Below are 15,235 nucleotides of genomic sequence, written 5' to 3' on the forward strand. Positions count from 1 at the left end.
AGTGATGATGATCTATTTAACCCAACGCCTGGACCATGCGCACCCGATTACCGCCAGCGTCACGCTGCCGATTGACGTGCGGGTGAAAAGCCGCGCCCGCGTAGCGCTGAACGACGGACGCGAAGCCGGGCTGATGCTGCCGCGCGGCCTGCTGCTGCGCGGGGGCGACCTGCTGACGACCGACGATGGCAGCGAGGTCATCGAAGTGATCGCCGCGCCGGAGTCAGTTTCCGTGGTGCGCTGCGCCGATCCGTTCCTGCTCGCCCGCGCCTGCTACCACCTGGGCAACCGCCACGTGCCGCTGCAGATCATGCCCGGCGAGCTGCGCTATCACCACGACCACGTTCTCGACGATATGCTGCGCCAGTTCGGGCTGGAAGTGGCCTACGCCAGCCTGCCGTTTGAACCGGAAGCGGGCGCTTACGCCAGCGATGCCCACAGCCACAGCCATTCTCACGCTCATTCACATTAAGGATCCATCATGCGCAAGTATTTACCGCTGTTACTGCTGGCTTTTTCCGTTCCCGCGCTCGCGCATCCCGGCCACGGCACGGACAGCTTCCAGGCCGGTTTTCTCCACCCGCTGACAGGGCTCGATCACCTGCTGATGCTCACCGGTGCTGGCGTGCTCTCGGCCCTGAGCGGCCGCAAACTCCTGCTGCCGTTTGCCACCCTCGGGATGATGCTTGTCGGCGCCATTGCGGGCAGCCTGCTCGGCGGCTTCAGCGGCATGGAGATGCTGATTATCGCCTCGCTGGCGGTATCCGGCGTGATGATGTTTAAAACTGAAAACCGTCTGCTGCTGGCGGTACCTGCCCTGGCGATGTTCCACGGCTGGGCGCACGGCGTGGAGATGTCCGGCCACAGCTTCTGGCTCTTCACCAGCGGCTTTATGCTCGCCAGCGCCACGGTGCTGTGCGCCAGCTTTGCTGCGGGGCTGCTGCTGCGCCGTCACGACGGCCTGCGTAAAACCTTCGGCGGCGGGCTGATTGTCTCCGCCCTGCTGGCGCTGATGAGCTGATGGAACACGCCCGCCAGAGGCTACGCCTGATGCAGCTCTCAAGCAGCAGCCTGCCGGTCGGGTCGTTTACCTGGTCGCAGGGGCTGGAGTGGGCCGTTGAGGCAGGCTGGGTCACCGACGCCGACGCGTTCAAACGCTGGCAAATCCACCAGATGGAGCAGAGCTTTTTCTGCGTCGATCTGCCGCTGTTTATCCGTCTTTATCAGGCCTGTGAGCAACGCTCTCTTACAAAAGCAAAACGCTGGACGGCATACCTTCTCGCCTGCCGGGAAACGCGCGAGCTGCGCGAAGAGGAGCGCAACCGTGGGGCGGCGTTTACGCGGCTGATTAAAAGCTGGGAACCTGACTGTCCGCCCGAATGGCTGCCGCTGTTTATGCAAAGCCAGCTCTGCGGCATGGCCTGGCTCGGCGTGCGCTGGGGCATTAGCGCGCGCGAGCTGGCGCTGAGCCTCGGCTACAGCTGGATGGAGAGTGCGGTCATGGCGGGCGTCAAGCTGGTGCCGTTTGGGCAACAGGCCGCGCAGCAGCTGATTATCGAACTGGGCGACCATTACGCCGCCGGGCTTGAACAGGCATTTTTGCGTAGCGACGACGCGCTGGGGGCAGCAACGCCGCTGTCCGCCATCGCCTCCGCGCGCCACGAAACCCAATATTCACGACTATTCCGTTCCTGAGGAGTCAACATGGCTGATTACAAACATCCCCTGCGCGTGGGCGTGGGCGGCCCGGTAGGATCGGGCAAAACCGCGCTGCTGGAAGCGCTCTGCAAGGCGATGCGCGATACCTATCATCTTGCGGTGGTGACCAACGATATCTACACCAAAGAGGATCAGCGCATCCTCACCGAGGCGGGCGCGCTGGAGCCGGAGCGCATCGTGGGCGTGGAGACGGGCGGCTGCCCGCATACTGCCATTCGTGAAGATGCGTCGATGAACCTGGCGGCGGTGGAAGCGTTAAGCGAGAAGTTCGGCAATCTGGATCTGATCTTCGTTGAAAGCGGCGGCGATAACCTGAGCGCGACGTTCAGCCCGGAGCTGGCGGATCTGACCATCTACGTGATCGACGTGGCCGAAGGGGAAAAAATCCCGCGTAAAGGCGGGCCGGGGATCACCAAATCCGATTTTCTGGTGATCAACAAAACCGACCTCGCGCCGTACGTCGGCGCGTCTCTGGAGGTGATGGAGCGCGACACTAACCGCATGCGCGGCGAGCGTCCGTGGACCTTTACCAACCTGAAGGCGGGTGACGGTCTGGCGACGATTATTGCGTTTCTGGAAGAGAAAGGGATGCTGCGGGTGTAGCCAAACGATCCCCTCTCCCTGTGGGGAGAGGGTTAGGGTGAGGGATTACGCCTCCGGCAGTTCCGCCAGCGGCCAGCGCGGACGCACGGACACGCTCAGGTCGGACGTTGCGCCCGCGTTCAGGCGCACCATTCCGGCGTAAGCGATCATCGCGCCGTTGTCGGTGCAGAATTCCGGACGGGCATAGAACACTTCCCCGCGACGCTTTTGCATCATCTCGGCGAGCTTCGCGCGCAGCGTGCGGTTAGCGCTCACGCCACCCGCCATCACCAGACGCTTAAAGCCGGTCTGATCCAGCGCGCGCTTGCACTTGATCATCAGCGTGTCCACCACCGCATCTTCGAACGCGCGGGCGATATCGGCGCGGGTCTGCTCGCTGTCATCGTTATTACGAATCGTATTCGCCGCGAAGGTTTTCAGCCCGGAGAAGCTGAAATCCAGCCCTGGACGGTCGGTCATCGGACGCGGGAAGACAAAGCGCCCTTCCGTTCCCTGCGACGCCATTTTCGACAGCATCGGGCCGCCCGGATAATCCAGACCCAGCAGCTTGGCGGTTTTATCGAACGCTTCACCGGCGGCGTCGTCGATCGACTCGCCCAGCAGCTCGTACTTGCCAATCCCCGTTACGCTAATCAGCTGCGTATGACCGCCGGAGACCAGCAGCGCCACAAACGGGAACTCAGGTGGATTCTCTTCCAGCATCGGCGCCAGAAGATGCCCTTCCATATGGTGAACCGGGATCGCCGGCACATCCCACGCAAACGCCAGCGAACGGCCAACCGTCGCGCCGACCAGCAGCGCGCCGACCAGGCCCGGGCCTGCGGTATAGGCCACAGCGTCGATATCGTTTGAACTCAACCCGGCCTCTTTCAGCGCCGCCTGAATCAGGGGAACCGTTTTACGCACGTGGTCACGAGAGGCCAGTTCAGGTACGACGCCGCCGTAGTCAGCGTGCAATTTCACCTGACTATACAGCTGGTTGGCCAGAAGCCCTTTTTCGTCGTCGTAAATGGCGATGCCGGTTTCATCGCAGGATGTTTCAATACCCAGTACACGCATGACTTGTTTTACCTCGTTTCAATACCGCGCAGTGTAGAGCCTGGGCGGGTTGATGTAAAACTTTGTTCGCCCCAGGAAGAAGGCTCGTGTATACTCCTCACCCTTATTAAAGTCCCTTTCAAAATCGCATCGGTGCTTTACAAAGCAGCAGCATTTGCAGTAAAATTCCGCACCATTTTGAAATAAGCTGGCGTTGATGCCAGCGGCAAACCGAATTTATTAAAGGTGAGAGTTACATGCCGGTAATTAAAGTACGTGAAAACGAGCCGTTCGACGTAGCACTGCGTCGCTTCAAACGTTCATGCGAGAAAGCAGGTGTTCTGGCTGAAGTTCGTCGTCGTGAGTTTTATGAAAAACCAACGACCGAACGTAAGCGCGCTAAAGCTTCCGCTGTGAAACGTCACGCGAAGAAACTGGCTCGCGAAAACGCACGCCGTACTCGTCTGTACTAATTGGTTGAGGGCCTCAGCCCTCAATTGACAGACAGAGTAATAGTCGTAAGGCCGTGCTTCCGGAAGGAATGCGCGGCTTGTTTTCGTTTATGAGTCACTAAAAATAACGGGGCATATGGCCGGAAGAATCCCACGCGTTTTCATCAATGACCTGCTTGCCAGAACCGACATCGTCGATCTCATCGACGCGCGGGTAAAGCTAAAAAAGCAGGGCAAGAACTACCATGCGTGCTGTCCGTTCCATAACGAAAAAACCCCCTCCTTCACCGTAAACGGTGAAAAGCAGTTCTACCATTGCTTCGGCTGTGGCGCACACGGTAATGCCGTCGATTTTTTGATGAACTACGACAAGCTCGAGTTCGTTGAAACCGTCGAAGAGCTGGCGGCGATGCATAACCTTGAAGTGCCGTATGAAGCAGGCAGTGGGCCAAGTCAGATCGAGCGCCATCAACGGCAAACGCTGTATCAACTGATGGATGGCCTGAATTCGTTTTACCAACAGTCTCTTAAGCACTCTGCGGCTGAGCCTGCGCGTCAGTATCTGAACAAGCGCGGACTGAGCGACGATGTCATTGCGCGTTTCGCTATTGGTTACGCCCCGCCCGGCTGGGACAACGTGTTAAAGCGTTTTGGCGGCAATAGCGAAGATCGTAAGTCTCTCATCGATGCAGGCATGCTGGTCACCAACGACCAGGGACGAAGCTACGACCGCTTCCGCGAACGGGTGATGTTCCCGATCCGCGACAAGCGTGGCCGGGTAATTGGTTTTGGTGGTCGCGTGCTGGGTGATGCCCTGCCGAAATACCTCAACTCCCCGGAAACCGATATTTTCCATAAGGGCCGCCAGCTGTACGGCCTTTATGAGGCGCAGCAGAATAATGCGGAACCTCCGCGTCTTCTGGTCGTCGAAGGCTATATGGACGTCGTGGCCCTGGCGCAGTACGACATCAACTACGCGGTTGCGTCGTTAGGAACGTCCAGCACCGCCGATCATATTCAACTGCTGTTCAGGGTGACCAACAACGTCATCTGCTGTTACGACGGTGACCGCGCAGGGCGCGACGCCGCCTGGCGCGCGCTGGAAACCGCGCTACCCTATATGACCGACGGGCGTCAGCTACGCTTTATGTTTCTGCCCGACGGTGAAGACCCGGATACGCTGGTGCGTAAAGAGGGCAAAGCGGCGTTTGAAGCGCGGATGGAGCAGGCTCAGCCGCTCTCCACGTTTTTGTTTAACAGCCTGATGCCGCAGGTCGATTTGAGTACCCCTGACGGGCGCGCGCAGCTCAGTACGCTGGCGTTGCCGTTAATCAGCCAGGTGCCCGGCGAAACGCTTCGCATCTATCTGCGTCAGGAGTTAGGCAACAAGCTCGGCATTCTGGATGACAGCCAGCTTGAACGTTTAATGCCAAAACAGGCTGAAAACGGTGCGGTTCGCCCCGCGCCTCAGCTAAAACGCACAACCATGCGTATACTGATAGGGTTGCTGGTCCAAAACCCCGAGCTTGCGCCGCAGGTGCCATCTCTGGCGGGTTTAAACCACGAAAAATTGCCCGGACTTGGCTTATTTTCAGAACTGGTCAATACGTGTTTGTCTCAGCCAGGTCTGACCACCGGACAACTTTTAGAGCACTATCGCGGCACAAAAGAGGCCGCTACCCTTGAAAAATTGTCGATGTGGGACGATATAGCAGATAAGGACATTGCAGAAAAAACGTTCACCGACTCACTCAACCATATGTTTGATTCGATGCTTGAGCTGCGCCAGGAAGAGTTGATTGCTCGCGAGCGCACACACGGTTTAAGCAGCGAAGAACGCCGGGAGCTCTGGATGATTAACCAGGAACTGGCGAAGAAATAAAAAATTTAACGGCTTAAGTGCCGAATATCGATCGGGAAGCCCCCGGCAGCCGCACTGAGAGGCAGCGGCAAAAATATAAGTACGCCCTCGCTTTAAAGGTTGGCAGCCCCATCGCCGACACCAATCAAACGAATTAAGTGTGGATACCGTCTTATGGAGCAAAACCCGCAGTCACAGCTGAAACTTCTTGTCCAACGTGGTAAGGAGCAAGGCTATCTGACCTATGCCGAGGTCAATGACCATCTGCCGGAAGATATCGTCGATTCAGATCAAATCGAAGATATCATCCAAATGATCAATGACATGGGCATTCAGGTGATGGAAGAAGCACCGGATGCCGATGATCTGTTGCTGGCTGAAACCTCCAACAACACTGACGAAGATGCGGAAGAAGCTGCTGCACAGGTACTGTCCAGCGTGGAATCTGAAATCGGGCGTACCACTGACCCGGTCCGCATGTACATGCGCGAAATGGGTACCGTTGAACTGTTGACCCGCGAAGGCGAAATTGACATCGCAAAACGCATCGAAGACGGGATCAACCAGGTTCAGTGCTCTGTTGCCGAGTACCCGGAAGCGATCACCTATCTGCTGGAGCAGTACGATCGCGTTGAAGCGGAAGAAGCGCGCCTGTCTGACCTGATCACCGGTTTTGTCGACCCGAACGCTGAAGAAGATATGGCGCCAACCGCCACTCACGTCGGTTCAGAACTGTCTCAGGAAGAGATGGATGATGACGAAGACGAAGATGAGGAAGAGAGCGACGACGACACCGCGGACGATGACAACAGCATCGACCCGGAGCTGGCGCGTGAGAAATTTGCCGAGCTGCGTACCCAGTACGAAGTGACGCGTGACACCATCAAAGCGAAAGGCCGCAGCCATGCCGCCGCTCAGGAAGAGATCCTGAAGCTGTCTGAAGTCTTCAAACAGTTCCGCCTGGTGCCAAAACAGTTCGACTACCTGGTGAACAGCATGCGCGTGATGATGGATCGCGTACGTACCCAGGAACGCATCATCATGAAGCTGTGCGTTGAGCAGTGCAAAATGCCGAAGAAGAACTTCATCACCCTCTTCACCGGCAACGAAACCAGCGAAACCTGGTTCAACGCGGCTATCGCGATGAACAAGCCGTGGTCTGAAAAACTGCACGACGTGAAGGACGATGTGCATCGCGGCCTGCAGAAACTGCATCAGATTGAAGAAGAGACCGGCCTGACCATCGAGCAGGTTAAAGACATCAACCGTCGTATGTCCATCGGTGAAGCGAAAGCCCGCCGAGCGAAGAAAGAGATGGTTGAAGCGAACTTGCGTCTGGTTATCTCTATCGCCAAGAAATACACCAACCGTGGTCTGCAGTTCCTGGATCTGATTCAGGAAGGTAACATCGGTCTGATGAAAGCGGTAGATAAGTTTGAATACCGTCGTGGTTACAAGTTCTCCACCTACGCAACCTGGTGGATCCGTCAGGCTATCACCCGCTCTATCGCGGATCAGGCGCGCACCATCCGTATCCCGGTGCATATGATTGAGACCATCAACAAGCTCAACCGTATCTCTCGCCAGATGCTGCAGGAGATGGGCCGCGAGCCGACGCCGGAAGAGTTGGCCGAGCGCATGCTGATGCCGGAAGACAAGATCCGTAAAGTGCTGAAGATCGCCAAAGAGCCAATCTCCATGGAAACACCAATCGGTGATGATGAAGATTCGCATCTGGGTGATTTCATCGAGGATACCACCCTCGAGCTGCCGCTGGATTCTGCCACCACCGAGAGCCTGCGCGCTGCGACGCACGACGTTCTGGCTGGCCTGACCGCCCGTGAAGCAAAAGTCCTGCGTATGCGTTTCGGTATTGATATGAACACCGACCACACGCTGGAAGAAGTGGGTAAACAGTTCGACGTTACCCGTGAACGTATCCGTCAGATCGAAGCGAAGGCGCTGCGTAAGCTGCGTCATCCAAGCCGCTCTGAAGTGCTGCGTAGCTTCCTGGACGACTAATCGGTCCTGACAGTGAAAAAGCTCCCTTCGGGGAGCTTTTTTTTGTTTATTCCCTCTCCCTGTGGGAAAGAGTAAGGGTGAGGGTGAGGGCATCAGGCCTCAAAGGATTACAGCCCCCGCACCATCAGCGCCTCATCCAGCTCCCGATACGCCTCCACCAGCTTATCCAGCGTCGCCCTGTTGAGCCCGCTCGGGTTCGGCAGCACCCACACCTGCGTCACGCCAATCATGATGCTCTGCTTGCCCCACTGCGTTCCACGCTGGCTAAACGCCTGCTCGTAGGCCTGCTTGCCGAGGATCGCCAGCGCGGCGGGCTGATAATCCTCTATCTTCTTGATCAGCTCCCGCCCGCCGCTGCGCAGCTCATGCAGGTTGACCTCGCTTGCCTGCACCGTAGGCCGCTCGACCAGCATGGTGATCCCGCAGCGCGTATCCAGCAGATGCTGCTCCTCTTCGGGCTTGAGTAGCCTGTCGGTAAACCCGGCCTGGTAGATCACCTTCCAGAAGCGATTACCCGGATGGGCAAAGTGAAAACCGGTGTGCGCCGAGGACTTACCCGGGTTGATTCCGCAGAACACCACCCGCAGGCCAGGGGCCAGAATATCGTTGATCATCTTTACTCCCGATCGATACATCGTCAGGGAAGTATAAAGGATTGATTATGCGTTGTTTATAAAAACAGCAGGCAGGTGTGAATGGCTGGATTGCTGCGGGGAGTTACTTTATAATTCACCGCCACGGCCCCTTAGCTCAGTGGTTAGAGCAGGCGACTCATAATCGCTTGGTCGCTGGTTCAAGTCCAGCAGGGGCCACCAAACAAAACAAGGAGTTAGATTAGAAATCGTCTGACTCCTTTTTCTTTGGATGCGATTTGGGTCAGGTAATGGGTCAGGTAAGGAATTGCTACCCTGCCCTCTTCATCTCGCTGCCAGCATCCCCGGATAGTGATGAAAGCCAGTAGCACTGCCTGTAATATTCACCGTACCGAATTTTTACGGCTTTGCCGCAACAAGCCAGTTGCCTGCCGCGCTCGCAGAATGTCTACAGCCCGGAGATAAGGGGATTGTTCCTGCCAGTTAAATCCCTTCCTGTCGATACGCACCAGTTCGTATTTTTCCACCAGAAAATTCACGGCATCAGCCAGCGAGATCCCGGCATCGATATGTTCCTGTATAACACGTTCCTCACTGAACGGTGTGTCGTTGAGGGTGAGACCATAGTGCTGTTCCAGCAGGCGTGTCAGTAGCATTTGCCAGACAGCCACGGGTGACAGGCAGGGCTTCACCGCCCGCTGAGTTGTTGCAGGTAAAGTTTTCATGTTTGCTCTCGTGAAAGTTATTAGCGCTGGGTGGGATAAATGGCGATGTACACGTAACCGCAACTGCCAAGGGTGTCGGCTTCACAGGTGAAACCGTTGTGGAACAGGGTGACACAGTGGGCATTGCGGGGATTCATTTCACCAGTGGTCAGCATCGATTCCATCTGGCGGATAAAGTGCGGGAATGTTTCATCCAGCTTCCGGCATTCGGTGTCACTGAACTTGCCGGTGATGCTGGCCCGGTCAGCCAGATAATGCATCCGGTTCCCTTCCTGCACCAGACGGGCTCCCAGGCGCGGCGTGATATTCCGCTGCAGGCCCCATGTGATGTGAGTCATGACGACTCTCCTTTGTATTGTCAGTTCAGAGTGATGCTCATCAGGCAGGCATAAGGCCCGTTGCGGTCCTGGCGGCGTTCGGCGTATACCGCGAGGACACCTGCGATATCCGGAACGTCCCTGCCGGTGTAATGGCAGACGCTACCGTGCCACTGATATTTTCCACTGCAGTAGCGAAAGATTCGGGACTCAGGATGCTGGCGGTATATCGTCATTGCCCGGCGTTTACTGATAATTTTCATGTCATACCTCACAACAGACCGTGTTCTGCGAACGAATAGATTTGCCTGCCGCCGACAATCAGATGGTCAGGGACGCGGATATCCACCAGTTGAAGCACCTGCACCAGTCGCTGCGTAAGGGCTTTGTCAGCCTGGCTGGGTGTTGTCTCGCCAGAAGGATGGTTGTGCGCGAGTATTACTGCTGCGACATTGAAGTGCAGAGCACGTTTGACCACTTCCCGGGGATGCACCTCAGTACGGTTAATCGTGCCGGTGAAGAGCGTCTCATGGGCAATCAACTGATTCTGGTTGTCCAGATACAACACCCGGAACTCTTCCCGCTCAAGTGCGGCCATATGCAGTCGCAGCCACTCACGGACAGCATGTGAAGAGGTGAAGGCCACGCCGGGCTCATGCAGGTGTCGGTCCAGAGCCCTGAGTGCCCGCTGGATGAGACGCCGGTCCTGTGGCGTCATCTCGCCGGGTAAAAAGGAAAGCTGTTTCATTCGTTGTTACTCCGATCAGTCGATGATACGCAGAATGGCGTGGGCCTCTGGATGCTGCAGGGCATAGTCCCGCAGGCGGTAATAGTGTGCGGTCATCGCGTCACATTCTTTACGGCAGGCATGGTGACTGTACGCAATCAGGCAGACCGCGATGCCTGCCGCTTCTGCACTCATTTCCGCATCATTGCCGTTCATGCTGTTGAGCAGATGCCATTTATCGTCAACGTCAGCATCAGGGGCCATAAACGCGCCGCCATTGCTGAGCGTGTAAAAGGACCAGATACCACTGTTGTACTCGTCACAGAAGCGGTCCATCCAGGCGAAAATGCGGGGTTCCAGCGTTATCCATTGTGGGATAGAGCCAAAGTACTGCGGCCAGAAGCAGATACGCTGTTCGTCGGGTATCTGCGTTACGGTCAGTTCAAATTCGGATTCGTTAGCAGCAGATGCGAGGTTGTTTTTTGTCGCTGTTGTCATGGGTATGTCTCCGTCAATAAAAAAACGCCAGCGGCGATGGCTGGCGTATGCGGTAATAATGAGTGTTCGGGAAGATTAAATGTTGCTGGTAAATCATGCGGAGCCAGCAGATGGATACGTCCGTACAGATGCCTGGCTTGCGGGTATAGCGGTTAAGACCTTCACCGGCATCCGGTTCAAAGTTCCATGCCTGCCCTAGTCGTCTTCAATGTTAACGCCGGTGATACTGGCAGGAACCAATGGCCCTGCTGCGCAATCAGCCGATACCCACTACGGTAGGTCATAAAGCGATTAGTGAAACGACTTCAAACCTTCAGAATTATTCATTACTACCCCCCTGAAAAATAATAAAAAAGCGGCAGAATCGTGAGATTCTGCCGTTAGTTGTGTATGTTCAGAGGAATGATATATATCTGAATATTTTTATAATGCTGATAGGCCGTTTTGTGCCAGGAGCGGACCTTTGTTAGACAGCATTCAATCTTTCAGCGAACTCAATTCTTCAGAGAGCCACTGTCTTAGAATGCTTATTTTAAATGAATCCTGATTATCTGAACGGTAGACTAAATCGTATCCCCGCTCAGCCTTAAGTTTGTACTGTGGAAACGGAACAACAAGCCTTCCAGCAGCTACATCATCTGCAATCAGAAGACTGCGCCCCAGAGCAACACCTTCGCCACGTATAGCAGCCTCAGTCGCCATGCTGCCAAGAGTCCATAAGGGCCCCTGCTGGCAGCTAAAGTTTTTTTCTCCGGCCATCTCAAACCATGCCTTCCAGTTCGCCAGCATTCTGTACTCATGCAGAAGAACACAGTTTAAAAGACCTTTAATCTCTGTCAGACCATTATGTTTCTCGAGAAAATCTGGGCTACATACAGGCGTGACTGTTTCATCGAACATACGTTCAGACGAAACATCTCGATAATTGCCAAGGCCGTAACGAATTGCGGCATCTACCTGACCATCATTAAGGTCCACATTAATGTCAGTAACATCCAGTTCAATATCAAATTCAGGATATCTCTGCCTGAACCGGCTGAGACGCGGTGCTAACCACTTACTGGCAAATGAAACCGTTGTACTTATACGTAAACTCTTTATCAGGTTTCTTCCACGCAGACGCTCAGACTCCCTCATTAAATCACTCAAAAGACGAGTAACCACATGGTGAAATTCAGCCCCTTGCTCCGTCAAAATTATCTGCCGTGTCAGTCTGAAAAATAGCTTTAACCCCAGATGCTCTTCGAGCTTCCGGATTTGCCGGCTTATCGCGCCATGCGTAACGTGCAACTCCGCTGCCGCCAGCGTCATGCTTGAGAGGCGGGCAGTGGCTTCAAAAGCGCGCAGAGTCTGCAATGGGGGAAGGCTATCGAACATCATACGCGTGATAATAATTCACGCGTATTGTGAGAACAAATGATTTGTCAGGTCAGAGTCCGAAAATCAAAATCAACTTAAAGAACATTACTATTTTCATAGCGATACCGGAGGAATTATGGAAAGTTTATTTGTTTACGGGACACTCGGTCCTGGCCGGCCTAATGCTCATATTCTTGAAAATATCGGGGGAATATGGCAGGAGGGCCACGTTGGTGGTTCTTTATTAGAGAAAGGCTGGGGTGCCGAGATGGGTTATCCGGGAATTGTGCTAGATGACTCAGGTAATCGTGTACAGGGCTTTCTTTTCACCTCCGAGAGTTTACCCAATCACTGGGACATCCTCGATGATTTCGAAGGTTCTGAATATGAACGGGTTCCGGTAAAGGTAACCACATTTACCGGTCAAACAGTGCAGTCATGTATCTATATGCTAAAACATGAATTATAAGTCCCGCAGTGGGCGGATTACACAACTGCCAGTGTACTTTAAATAAATCGATTTGATGGAGAATTAAGTGACAATACAGCGAAAACAGGTTGACGCTTATGCCACACTGGTCATGACCTCGCTGTGCGTTATTTGGGGAATTCAGCAGGTTGCAATTAAAGGTGTAGCCGATGAAATTTCTCCGGTTCTACAGGTAGCAATCAGAAGTGGGGTTGCGGCGGGCCTTATATGTTTATTGTTTATTCTTAAAAAAACGCCTCTAAGAAACTTTGCTATTTGCGTCGTTCCCGGGGGAGCAGTGGGCATACTTTTTGGTTTGCAATTCCTATTTGTTGCTGAAGGCCTGCGATATACGTCGGCATCGCACATGTCAGTATTCCTCTACACCGCTCCAATTTTTGCTGCTCTGGGGCTACAGTTTTTTAAGACCGATGAACGACTGTGTGCACCGCAATGGGTAGGGATAGCAATTACATTTGCAGGGATTTGTGTTGCGTTTCTGTCAGGTAAGGCTCCGGGTGGTAACTCCAGCCAAACTCTTGCAGGAGACATAATGGGATTATTTGCAGGCCTGTCATGGGGAACCACTACCGTCCTCGTCCGATGCTCCTCTCTTAGTGAATCGCCGGCTTCTCATACACTTTTTTATCAACTTACAGGAGGTTTTTTTGTTTTATCAGCCTATTCATACTTCTCTGGCCAGAATCATTTTGAACCCGGCACCGTCGGGATTGTTAGTTTAATCTTTCAAAGCGCAATAGTTGGTTTTTTGAGTTATTTAGCCTGGTACAGTTTAATGCGCAAATACATGGCATCACAGCTCGGTGTTCTCTCATTCATGACGCCTGTATTTGGGGTCGTTACGGCAGTGTTTATTTTGAAAGAACAGCTACAACCAGGGTTTATTTCAGGATCGATACTAATCCTGGGTGGCATAAGTATTGTCAGCGGATGGTCCTGGTTCAGGTCGAGATTTTCAACTGGGTCAGTTAACAAATAAAGATGACTGTCGATCTATTACAGGTAATCTGACGATGTGAGTGAGCCAGTTCAGATAAGGCTGATTTAATACCAATTTTACTTAAACGCCTTTCGGGCTCTAATGCAGAGAATAAATCATCCTCAATGCATCATGCTCAAATCCTTAGCCCGATTTATGTCTGCTCTTCGCTCACAGCTGCCAGTGAGCAGCGCTTCGGGTAAGTTAGTGCAAGGAGCGAGCATTCATTCCGAAGTTGCTCAAATGGTAGACTAAACCGATACACGCAATATTGTCCGATAGCGTTGCATCGATCCGTTGATCTCACAGCGAGATGCGGTCCTAAAGGCATTCGTTCAAAGTTAGTTGAAATTTCATGCCTTTATAGTCTTTGCCACTAATAACTGCCTTAATTTACTTACGCCAGAAGAAACGTGAAAAAAGAATCAACACTGGATATATCTCCAGCCTGCCTAATATCATTGCTGCACACATCAGATATTTTGCTTCATCCTTGAGGGTACCAAATGTTGAGGCGGTTTCACCAAACCCGAGGCCCATATTATTAATACACGCAGCCACTGTCGCGAACGACGTCAATAAATCATACCCCATCAGATTCAATGTCCAAATAAAACCCACGGTAAATAAGACATAAAGAAAGAAGAAACTCCACACTGAATGCAATACGCGATCGTTAACAACGCTTCCGCCTACCTTAATGCTCATCATCGCACGGGGATGAGCAAGTTGATGTAACTCGTGTCGACTCTGTTTAAACAAAATAAGGAACCGAAGCGCTTTAATACCACCGCATGTTGAACCTACGCATCCACCAAAAAAACTCATCGACAGCAGGAAGACAATCGTATGCACCGGCCAGTTGGCATAATCAGCGGTTGCCAGACCGTTATCCGTCATCATTGAGCTTGCGAGAAAGAAGGCATGAACAAGGCTGTCAGTGGCATTATACATCCCGGCATGCCAGACCTGAGCCGCCGTAATGAGCGTGACAACAAGCGCGATCCCCAGAAAAAAACGTACTTCGGTGTTTTGACGAAAGGGCTTCAGGGTCCGTTTGGCAAGCGCCACATACCAGAGCGTAAAATTAAGCGCTGACAACAAAGAGAACAATCCGGCCACCAGTTCAATAGCATGGCTGTCATAAAAACCAATACTTTCGCTACGCGTGGAAAATCCCCCGAGTGAAACGGTTGATAAACCGTGACAGAGCGCATCAAAGGCTGGCATCCCGGCAAGCATATAGGCAAAAGAACAGGCCATCCCCAGCAATAAATAGGTTAGCCACAAGGTGCGAGAGGTATCTGCAAGCCGTGGCGTCAGGCGATCCTCTTTAAACGGTCCTGGCATTTCAGACTGGTATAGTTTCGCCCCACCGATACCAAGCAGTGGCAGAACCGCAACCGCAAGGACGATAACCCCTAAGCCTCCGATAAAATTCAGCTGTGAGCGATAGTAAAGATACGATCGAGGCAGCGCACTCACATCACCGACCACTGTCGCACCGGTTGTAGTTATGCCTGAAACGCCCTCAAATAAGGCATCAGCAAAACTCAGTCCCAGCGCACTGTCCAGCCAGATTGGAATAGCACTGATCAAAGAGAAGAGGATCCAGAACAGAACAATAATGACAAATCCATCGCGTGTTCGCAGCTGTATACCCGCCCGTTTGGTCGCAAGCCAGGCTCCACCTCCCAAACTGAAAAAAGTGGCAAAGGTAATAAGAAAAATAAAGAAACTTCTTTCCTTGTTAAACAACGCCACGAGCATTGGCGGCAACATGGAAAAGCTGTAAAGCATCACCAAAAAACCGCATAAATGAATCACGACATGAAACTGGGAAATGTTAATA

At 53.4% G+C, this 15,235-nt stretch carries 18 protein-coding genes, 1 tRNA gene and 1 pseudogene; 10 read left to right on the plus strand and 10 right to left on the minus strand.

Going from position 1 to position 15,235, the window contains the following annotated elements:
• Positions 1-7 precede the first annotated feature (7 nt).
• The 4 genes from ureE to ureG are packed head-to-tail and all read left to right on the plus strand — an operon-like array spanning position 8 to position 2,322.
• Complete coding sequence (ureE, locus tag LBF07_RS07980; protein ID WP_032640519.1) at positions 8-472, plus strand: urease accessory protein UreE; 465 nt, start codon at positions 8-10, stop codon at positions 470-472.
• Between the two features lie 9 nt (positions 473-481).
• On the plus strand, positions 482-1,021 hold the full coding sequence (locus LBF07_RS07985) for a HupE/UreJ family protein (protein ID WP_029741751.1): 540 nt from the start codon (positions 482-484) through the stop codon (positions 1,019-1,021).
• The gene (locus LBF07_RS07990) at positions 1,021-1,695 is read left to right on the plus strand and encodes an urease accessory protein UreF (protein WP_094935299.1); all 675 of its coding nucleotides are present in this window, start codon (positions 1,021-1,023) and stop codon (positions 1,693-1,695) included. The genes LBF07_RS07985 and LBF07_RS07990 overlap by 1 nt, the downstream gene beginning before the upstream one ends.
• A 9-nt stretch (positions 1,696-1,704) precedes the next feature.
• Positions 1,705-2,322 (plus strand): urease accessory protein UreG, encoded by a 618-nt coding sequence (gene ureG / locus LBF07_RS07995; RefSeq protein WP_014071813.1) that lies wholly within the window; start codon positions 1,705-1,707, stop codon positions 2,320-2,322.
• A gap of 45 nt (positions 2,323-2,367) precedes the next feature.
• Here the strand turns inward: ureG and tsaD are convergent, their stop codons facing one another.
• Positions 2,368-3,381: a tRNA (adenosine(37)-N6)-threonylcarbamoyltransferase complex transferase subunit TsaD gene (gene tsaD, locus LBF07_RS08000; RefSeq protein WP_029741753.1), complete on the minus strand. Its 1,014-nt coding sequence runs from the start codon at positions 3,379-3,381 to the stop codon at positions 2,368-2,370.
• Between the two features lie 236 nt (positions 3,382-3,617).
• Here tsaD and rpsU point away from each other — a divergent pair, with 236 nt between their 5' ends.
• The 3 genes from rpsU (at position 3,618) to rpoD (ending at position 7,695) form a co-directional block, all read left to right on the plus strand.
• Positions 3,618-3,833: a 30S ribosomal protein S21 gene (rpsU, locus tag LBF07_RS08005; RefSeq protein WP_001144069.1), complete on the plus strand. Its 216-nt coding sequence runs from the start codon at positions 3,618-3,620 to the stop codon at positions 3,831-3,833.
• Positions 3,834-3,948: 115 nt separating this feature from the next.
• The gene (gene dnaG / locus LBF07_RS08010) at positions 3,949-5,694 is read left to right on the plus strand and encodes a DNA primase (protein ID WP_206461991.1); all 1,746 of its coding nucleotides are present in this window, start codon (positions 3,949-3,951) and stop codon (positions 5,692-5,694) included.
• Positions 5,695-5,847: 153 nt separating this feature from the next.
• Complete coding sequence (rpoD, locus tag LBF07_RS08015) at positions 5,848-7,695, plus strand: RNA polymerase sigma factor RpoD (RefSeq protein WP_023309228.1); 1,848 nt, start codon at positions 5,848-5,850, stop codon at positions 7,693-7,695.
• A 107-nt stretch (positions 7,696-7,802) separates the two neighbouring features.
• On the opposite strand, the gene mug is transcribed toward rpoD, so the two are convergent.
• Positions 7,803-8,309, minus strand: a complete 507-nt coding sequence (mug, locus tag LBF07_RS08020) for a G/U mismatch-specific DNA glycosylase (RefSeq protein ID WP_029741755.1) — start codon at positions 8,307-8,309, stop codon at positions 7,803-7,805.
• Between the two features lie 125 nt (positions 8,310-8,434).
• Between mug and LBF07_RS08025 the strand changes: the two genes are divergently transcribed.
• Positions 8,435-8,510 (plus strand) — tRNA-Ile (locus LBF07_RS08025).
• A 161-nt stretch (positions 8,511-8,671) separates the two neighbouring features.
• On the opposite strand, the gene LBF07_RS08030 is transcribed toward LBF07_RS08025, so the two are convergent.
• The 7 genes and pseudogenes from LBF07_RS08030 to gcvA form a co-directional block, all read right to left on the minus strand.
• On the minus strand, positions 8,672-9,013 hold the full coding sequence (locus LBF07_RS08030) for a TA system toxin CbtA family protein (RefSeq protein ID WP_016243829.1): 342 nt from the start codon (positions 9,011-9,013) through the stop codon (positions 8,672-8,674).
• A 20-nt stretch (positions 9,014-9,033) separates the two neighbouring features.
• Positions 9,034-9,351 (minus strand): type IV toxin-antitoxin system YeeU family antitoxin, encoded by a 318-nt coding sequence (locus tag LBF07_RS08035; protein ID WP_016243830.1) that lies wholly within the window; start codon positions 9,349-9,351, stop codon positions 9,034-9,036.
• A 20-nt stretch (positions 9,352-9,371) separates the two neighbouring features.
• Positions 9,372-9,593 carry a DUF987 domain-containing protein gene (locus LBF07_RS08040; protein WP_007777714.1) on the minus strand — a complete coding sequence of 74 codons (222 nt, stop codon included), beginning with the start codon at positions 9,591-9,593 and terminating at the stop codon, positions 9,372-9,374.
• An 8-nt stretch (positions 9,594-9,601) separates the two neighbouring features.
• Positions 9,602-10,078, minus strand: a complete 477-nt coding sequence (gene radC, locus LBF07_RS08045; protein ID WP_016243831.1) for a DNA repair protein RadC — start codon at positions 10,076-10,078, stop codon at positions 9,602-9,604.
• A gap of 15 nt (positions 10,079-10,093) precedes the next feature.
• Positions 10,094-10,555 (minus strand): antirestriction protein, encoded by a 462-nt coding sequence (locus LBF07_RS08050; protein WP_224435139.1) that lies wholly within the window; start codon positions 10,553-10,555, stop codon positions 10,094-10,096.
• A 112-nt stretch (positions 10,556-10,667) separates the two neighbouring features.
• Positions 10,668-10,760, minus strand: a pseudogene (locus LBF07_RS24710) (DUF905 family protein); the annotation flags it as partial.
• A 272-nt stretch (positions 10,761-11,032) separates the two neighbouring features.
• The gene (gene gcvA / locus LBF07_RS08060; RefSeq protein WP_221929554.1) at positions 11,033-11,935 is read right to left on the minus strand and encodes a transcriptional regulator GcvA; all 903 of its coding nucleotides are present in this window, start codon (positions 11,933-11,935) and stop codon (positions 11,033-11,035) included.
• A 115-nt stretch (positions 11,936-12,050) separates the two neighbouring features.
• On the opposite strand from gcvA, the gene LBF07_RS08065 reads away from it, so the two are divergent.
• Together LBF07_RS08065 and LBF07_RS08070 are read left to right on the plus strand one after the other, a co-directional pair.
• Positions 12,051-12,383, plus strand: a complete 333-nt coding sequence (locus LBF07_RS08065; protein ID WP_111975974.1) for a gamma-glutamylcyclotransferase family protein — start codon at positions 12,051-12,053, stop codon at positions 12,381-12,383.
• A 67-nt stretch (positions 12,384-12,450) separates the two neighbouring features.
• Complete coding sequence (locus LBF07_RS08070; protein ID WP_111975975.1) at positions 12,451-13,383, plus strand: DMT family transporter; 933 nt, start codon at positions 12,451-12,453, stop codon at positions 13,381-13,383.
• Positions 13,384-13,776: 393 nt separating this feature from the next.
• Here LBF07_RS08070 and LBF07_RS08075 read toward each other — a convergent pair whose 3' ends face one another.
• Positions 13,777-15,183, minus strand: a complete 1,407-nt coding sequence (locus LBF07_RS08075) for a TrkH family potassium uptake protein (RefSeq protein WP_185953663.1) — start codon at positions 15,181-15,183, stop codon at positions 13,777-13,779.
• Between the last annotated feature and the right edge of the window lie 52 nt (positions 15,184-15,235).

This window comes from Enterobacter cloacae complex sp. ECL352, assembly GCF_020149545.1.
GTDB lineage: Bacteria > Pseudomonadota > Gammaproteobacteria > Enterobacterales > Enterobacteriaceae > Enterobacter > Enterobacter asburiae_B.

Excerpts from the sequence above, each read along its gene's own strand:
- ureE (WP_032640519.1), top strand. The coding sequence starts at position 8 with ATGATCTATTTAACCCAACGCCTGGACCATGCGCACCCGATTACCGCC.
- LBF07_RS07985 (WP_029741751.1), top strand. The coding sequence starts at position 482 with ATGCGCAAGTATTTACCGCTGTTACTGCTGGCTTTTTCCGTTCCCGCG.
- LBF07_RS07990 (WP_094935299.1), top strand. The coding sequence starts at position 1,021 with ATGGAACACGCCCGCCAGAGGCTACGCCTGATGCAGCTCTCAAGCAGC.
- ureG (WP_014071813.1), top strand. The coding sequence starts at position 1,705 with ATGGCTGATTACAAACATCCCCTGCGCGTGGGCGTGGGCGGCCCGGTA.
- tsaD (WP_029741753.1), bottom strand. The coding sequence starts at position 3,381 with ATGCGTGTACTGGGTATTGAAACATCCTGCGATGAAACCGGCATCGCC.
- rpsU (WP_001144069.1), top strand. The coding sequence starts at position 3,618 with ATGCCGGTAATTAAAGTACGTGAAAACGAGCCGTTCGACGTAGCACTG.
- dnaG (WP_206461991.1), top strand. The coding sequence starts at position 3,949 with ATGGCCGGAAGAATCCCACGCGTTTTCATCAATGACCTGCTTGCCAGA.
- rpoD (WP_023309228.1), top strand. The coding sequence starts at position 5,848 with ATGGAGCAAAACCCGCAGTCACAGCTGAAACTTCTTGTCCAACGTGGT.
- mug (WP_029741755.1), bottom strand. The coding sequence starts at position 8,309 with ATGATCAACGATATTCTGGCCCCTGGCCTGCGGGTGGTGTTCTGCGGA.
- LBF07_RS08030 (WP_016243829.1), bottom strand. The coding sequence starts at position 9,013 with ATGAAAACTTTACCTGCAACAACTCAGCGGGCGGTGAAGCCCTGCCTG.
- LBF07_RS08035 (WP_016243830.1), bottom strand. The coding sequence starts at position 9,351 with ATGACTCACATCACATGGGGCCTGCAGCGGAATATCACGCCGCGCCTG.
- LBF07_RS08040 (WP_007777714.1), bottom strand. The coding sequence starts at position 9,593 with ATGAAAATTATCAGTAAACGCCGGGCAATGACGATATACCGCCAGCAT.
- radC (WP_016243831.1), bottom strand. The coding sequence starts at position 10,078 with ATGAAACAGCTTTCCTTTTTACCCGGCGAGATGACGCCACAGGACCGG.
- LBF07_RS08050 (WP_224435139.1), bottom strand. The coding sequence starts at position 10,555 with ATGACAACAGCGACAAAAAACAACCTCGCATCTGCTGCTAACGAATCC.
- gcvA (WP_221929554.1), bottom strand. The coding sequence starts at position 11,935 with ATGATGTTCGATAGCCTTCCCCCATTGCAGACTCTGCGCGCTTTTGAA.
- LBF07_RS08065 (WP_111975974.1), top strand. The coding sequence starts at position 12,051 with ATGGAAAGTTTATTTGTTTACGGGACACTCGGTCCTGGCCGGCCTAAT.
- LBF07_RS08075 (WP_185953663.1), bottom strand. The coding sequence starts at position 15,183 with ATGCTTTACAGCTTTTCCATGTTGCCGCCAATGCTCGTGGCGTTGTTT.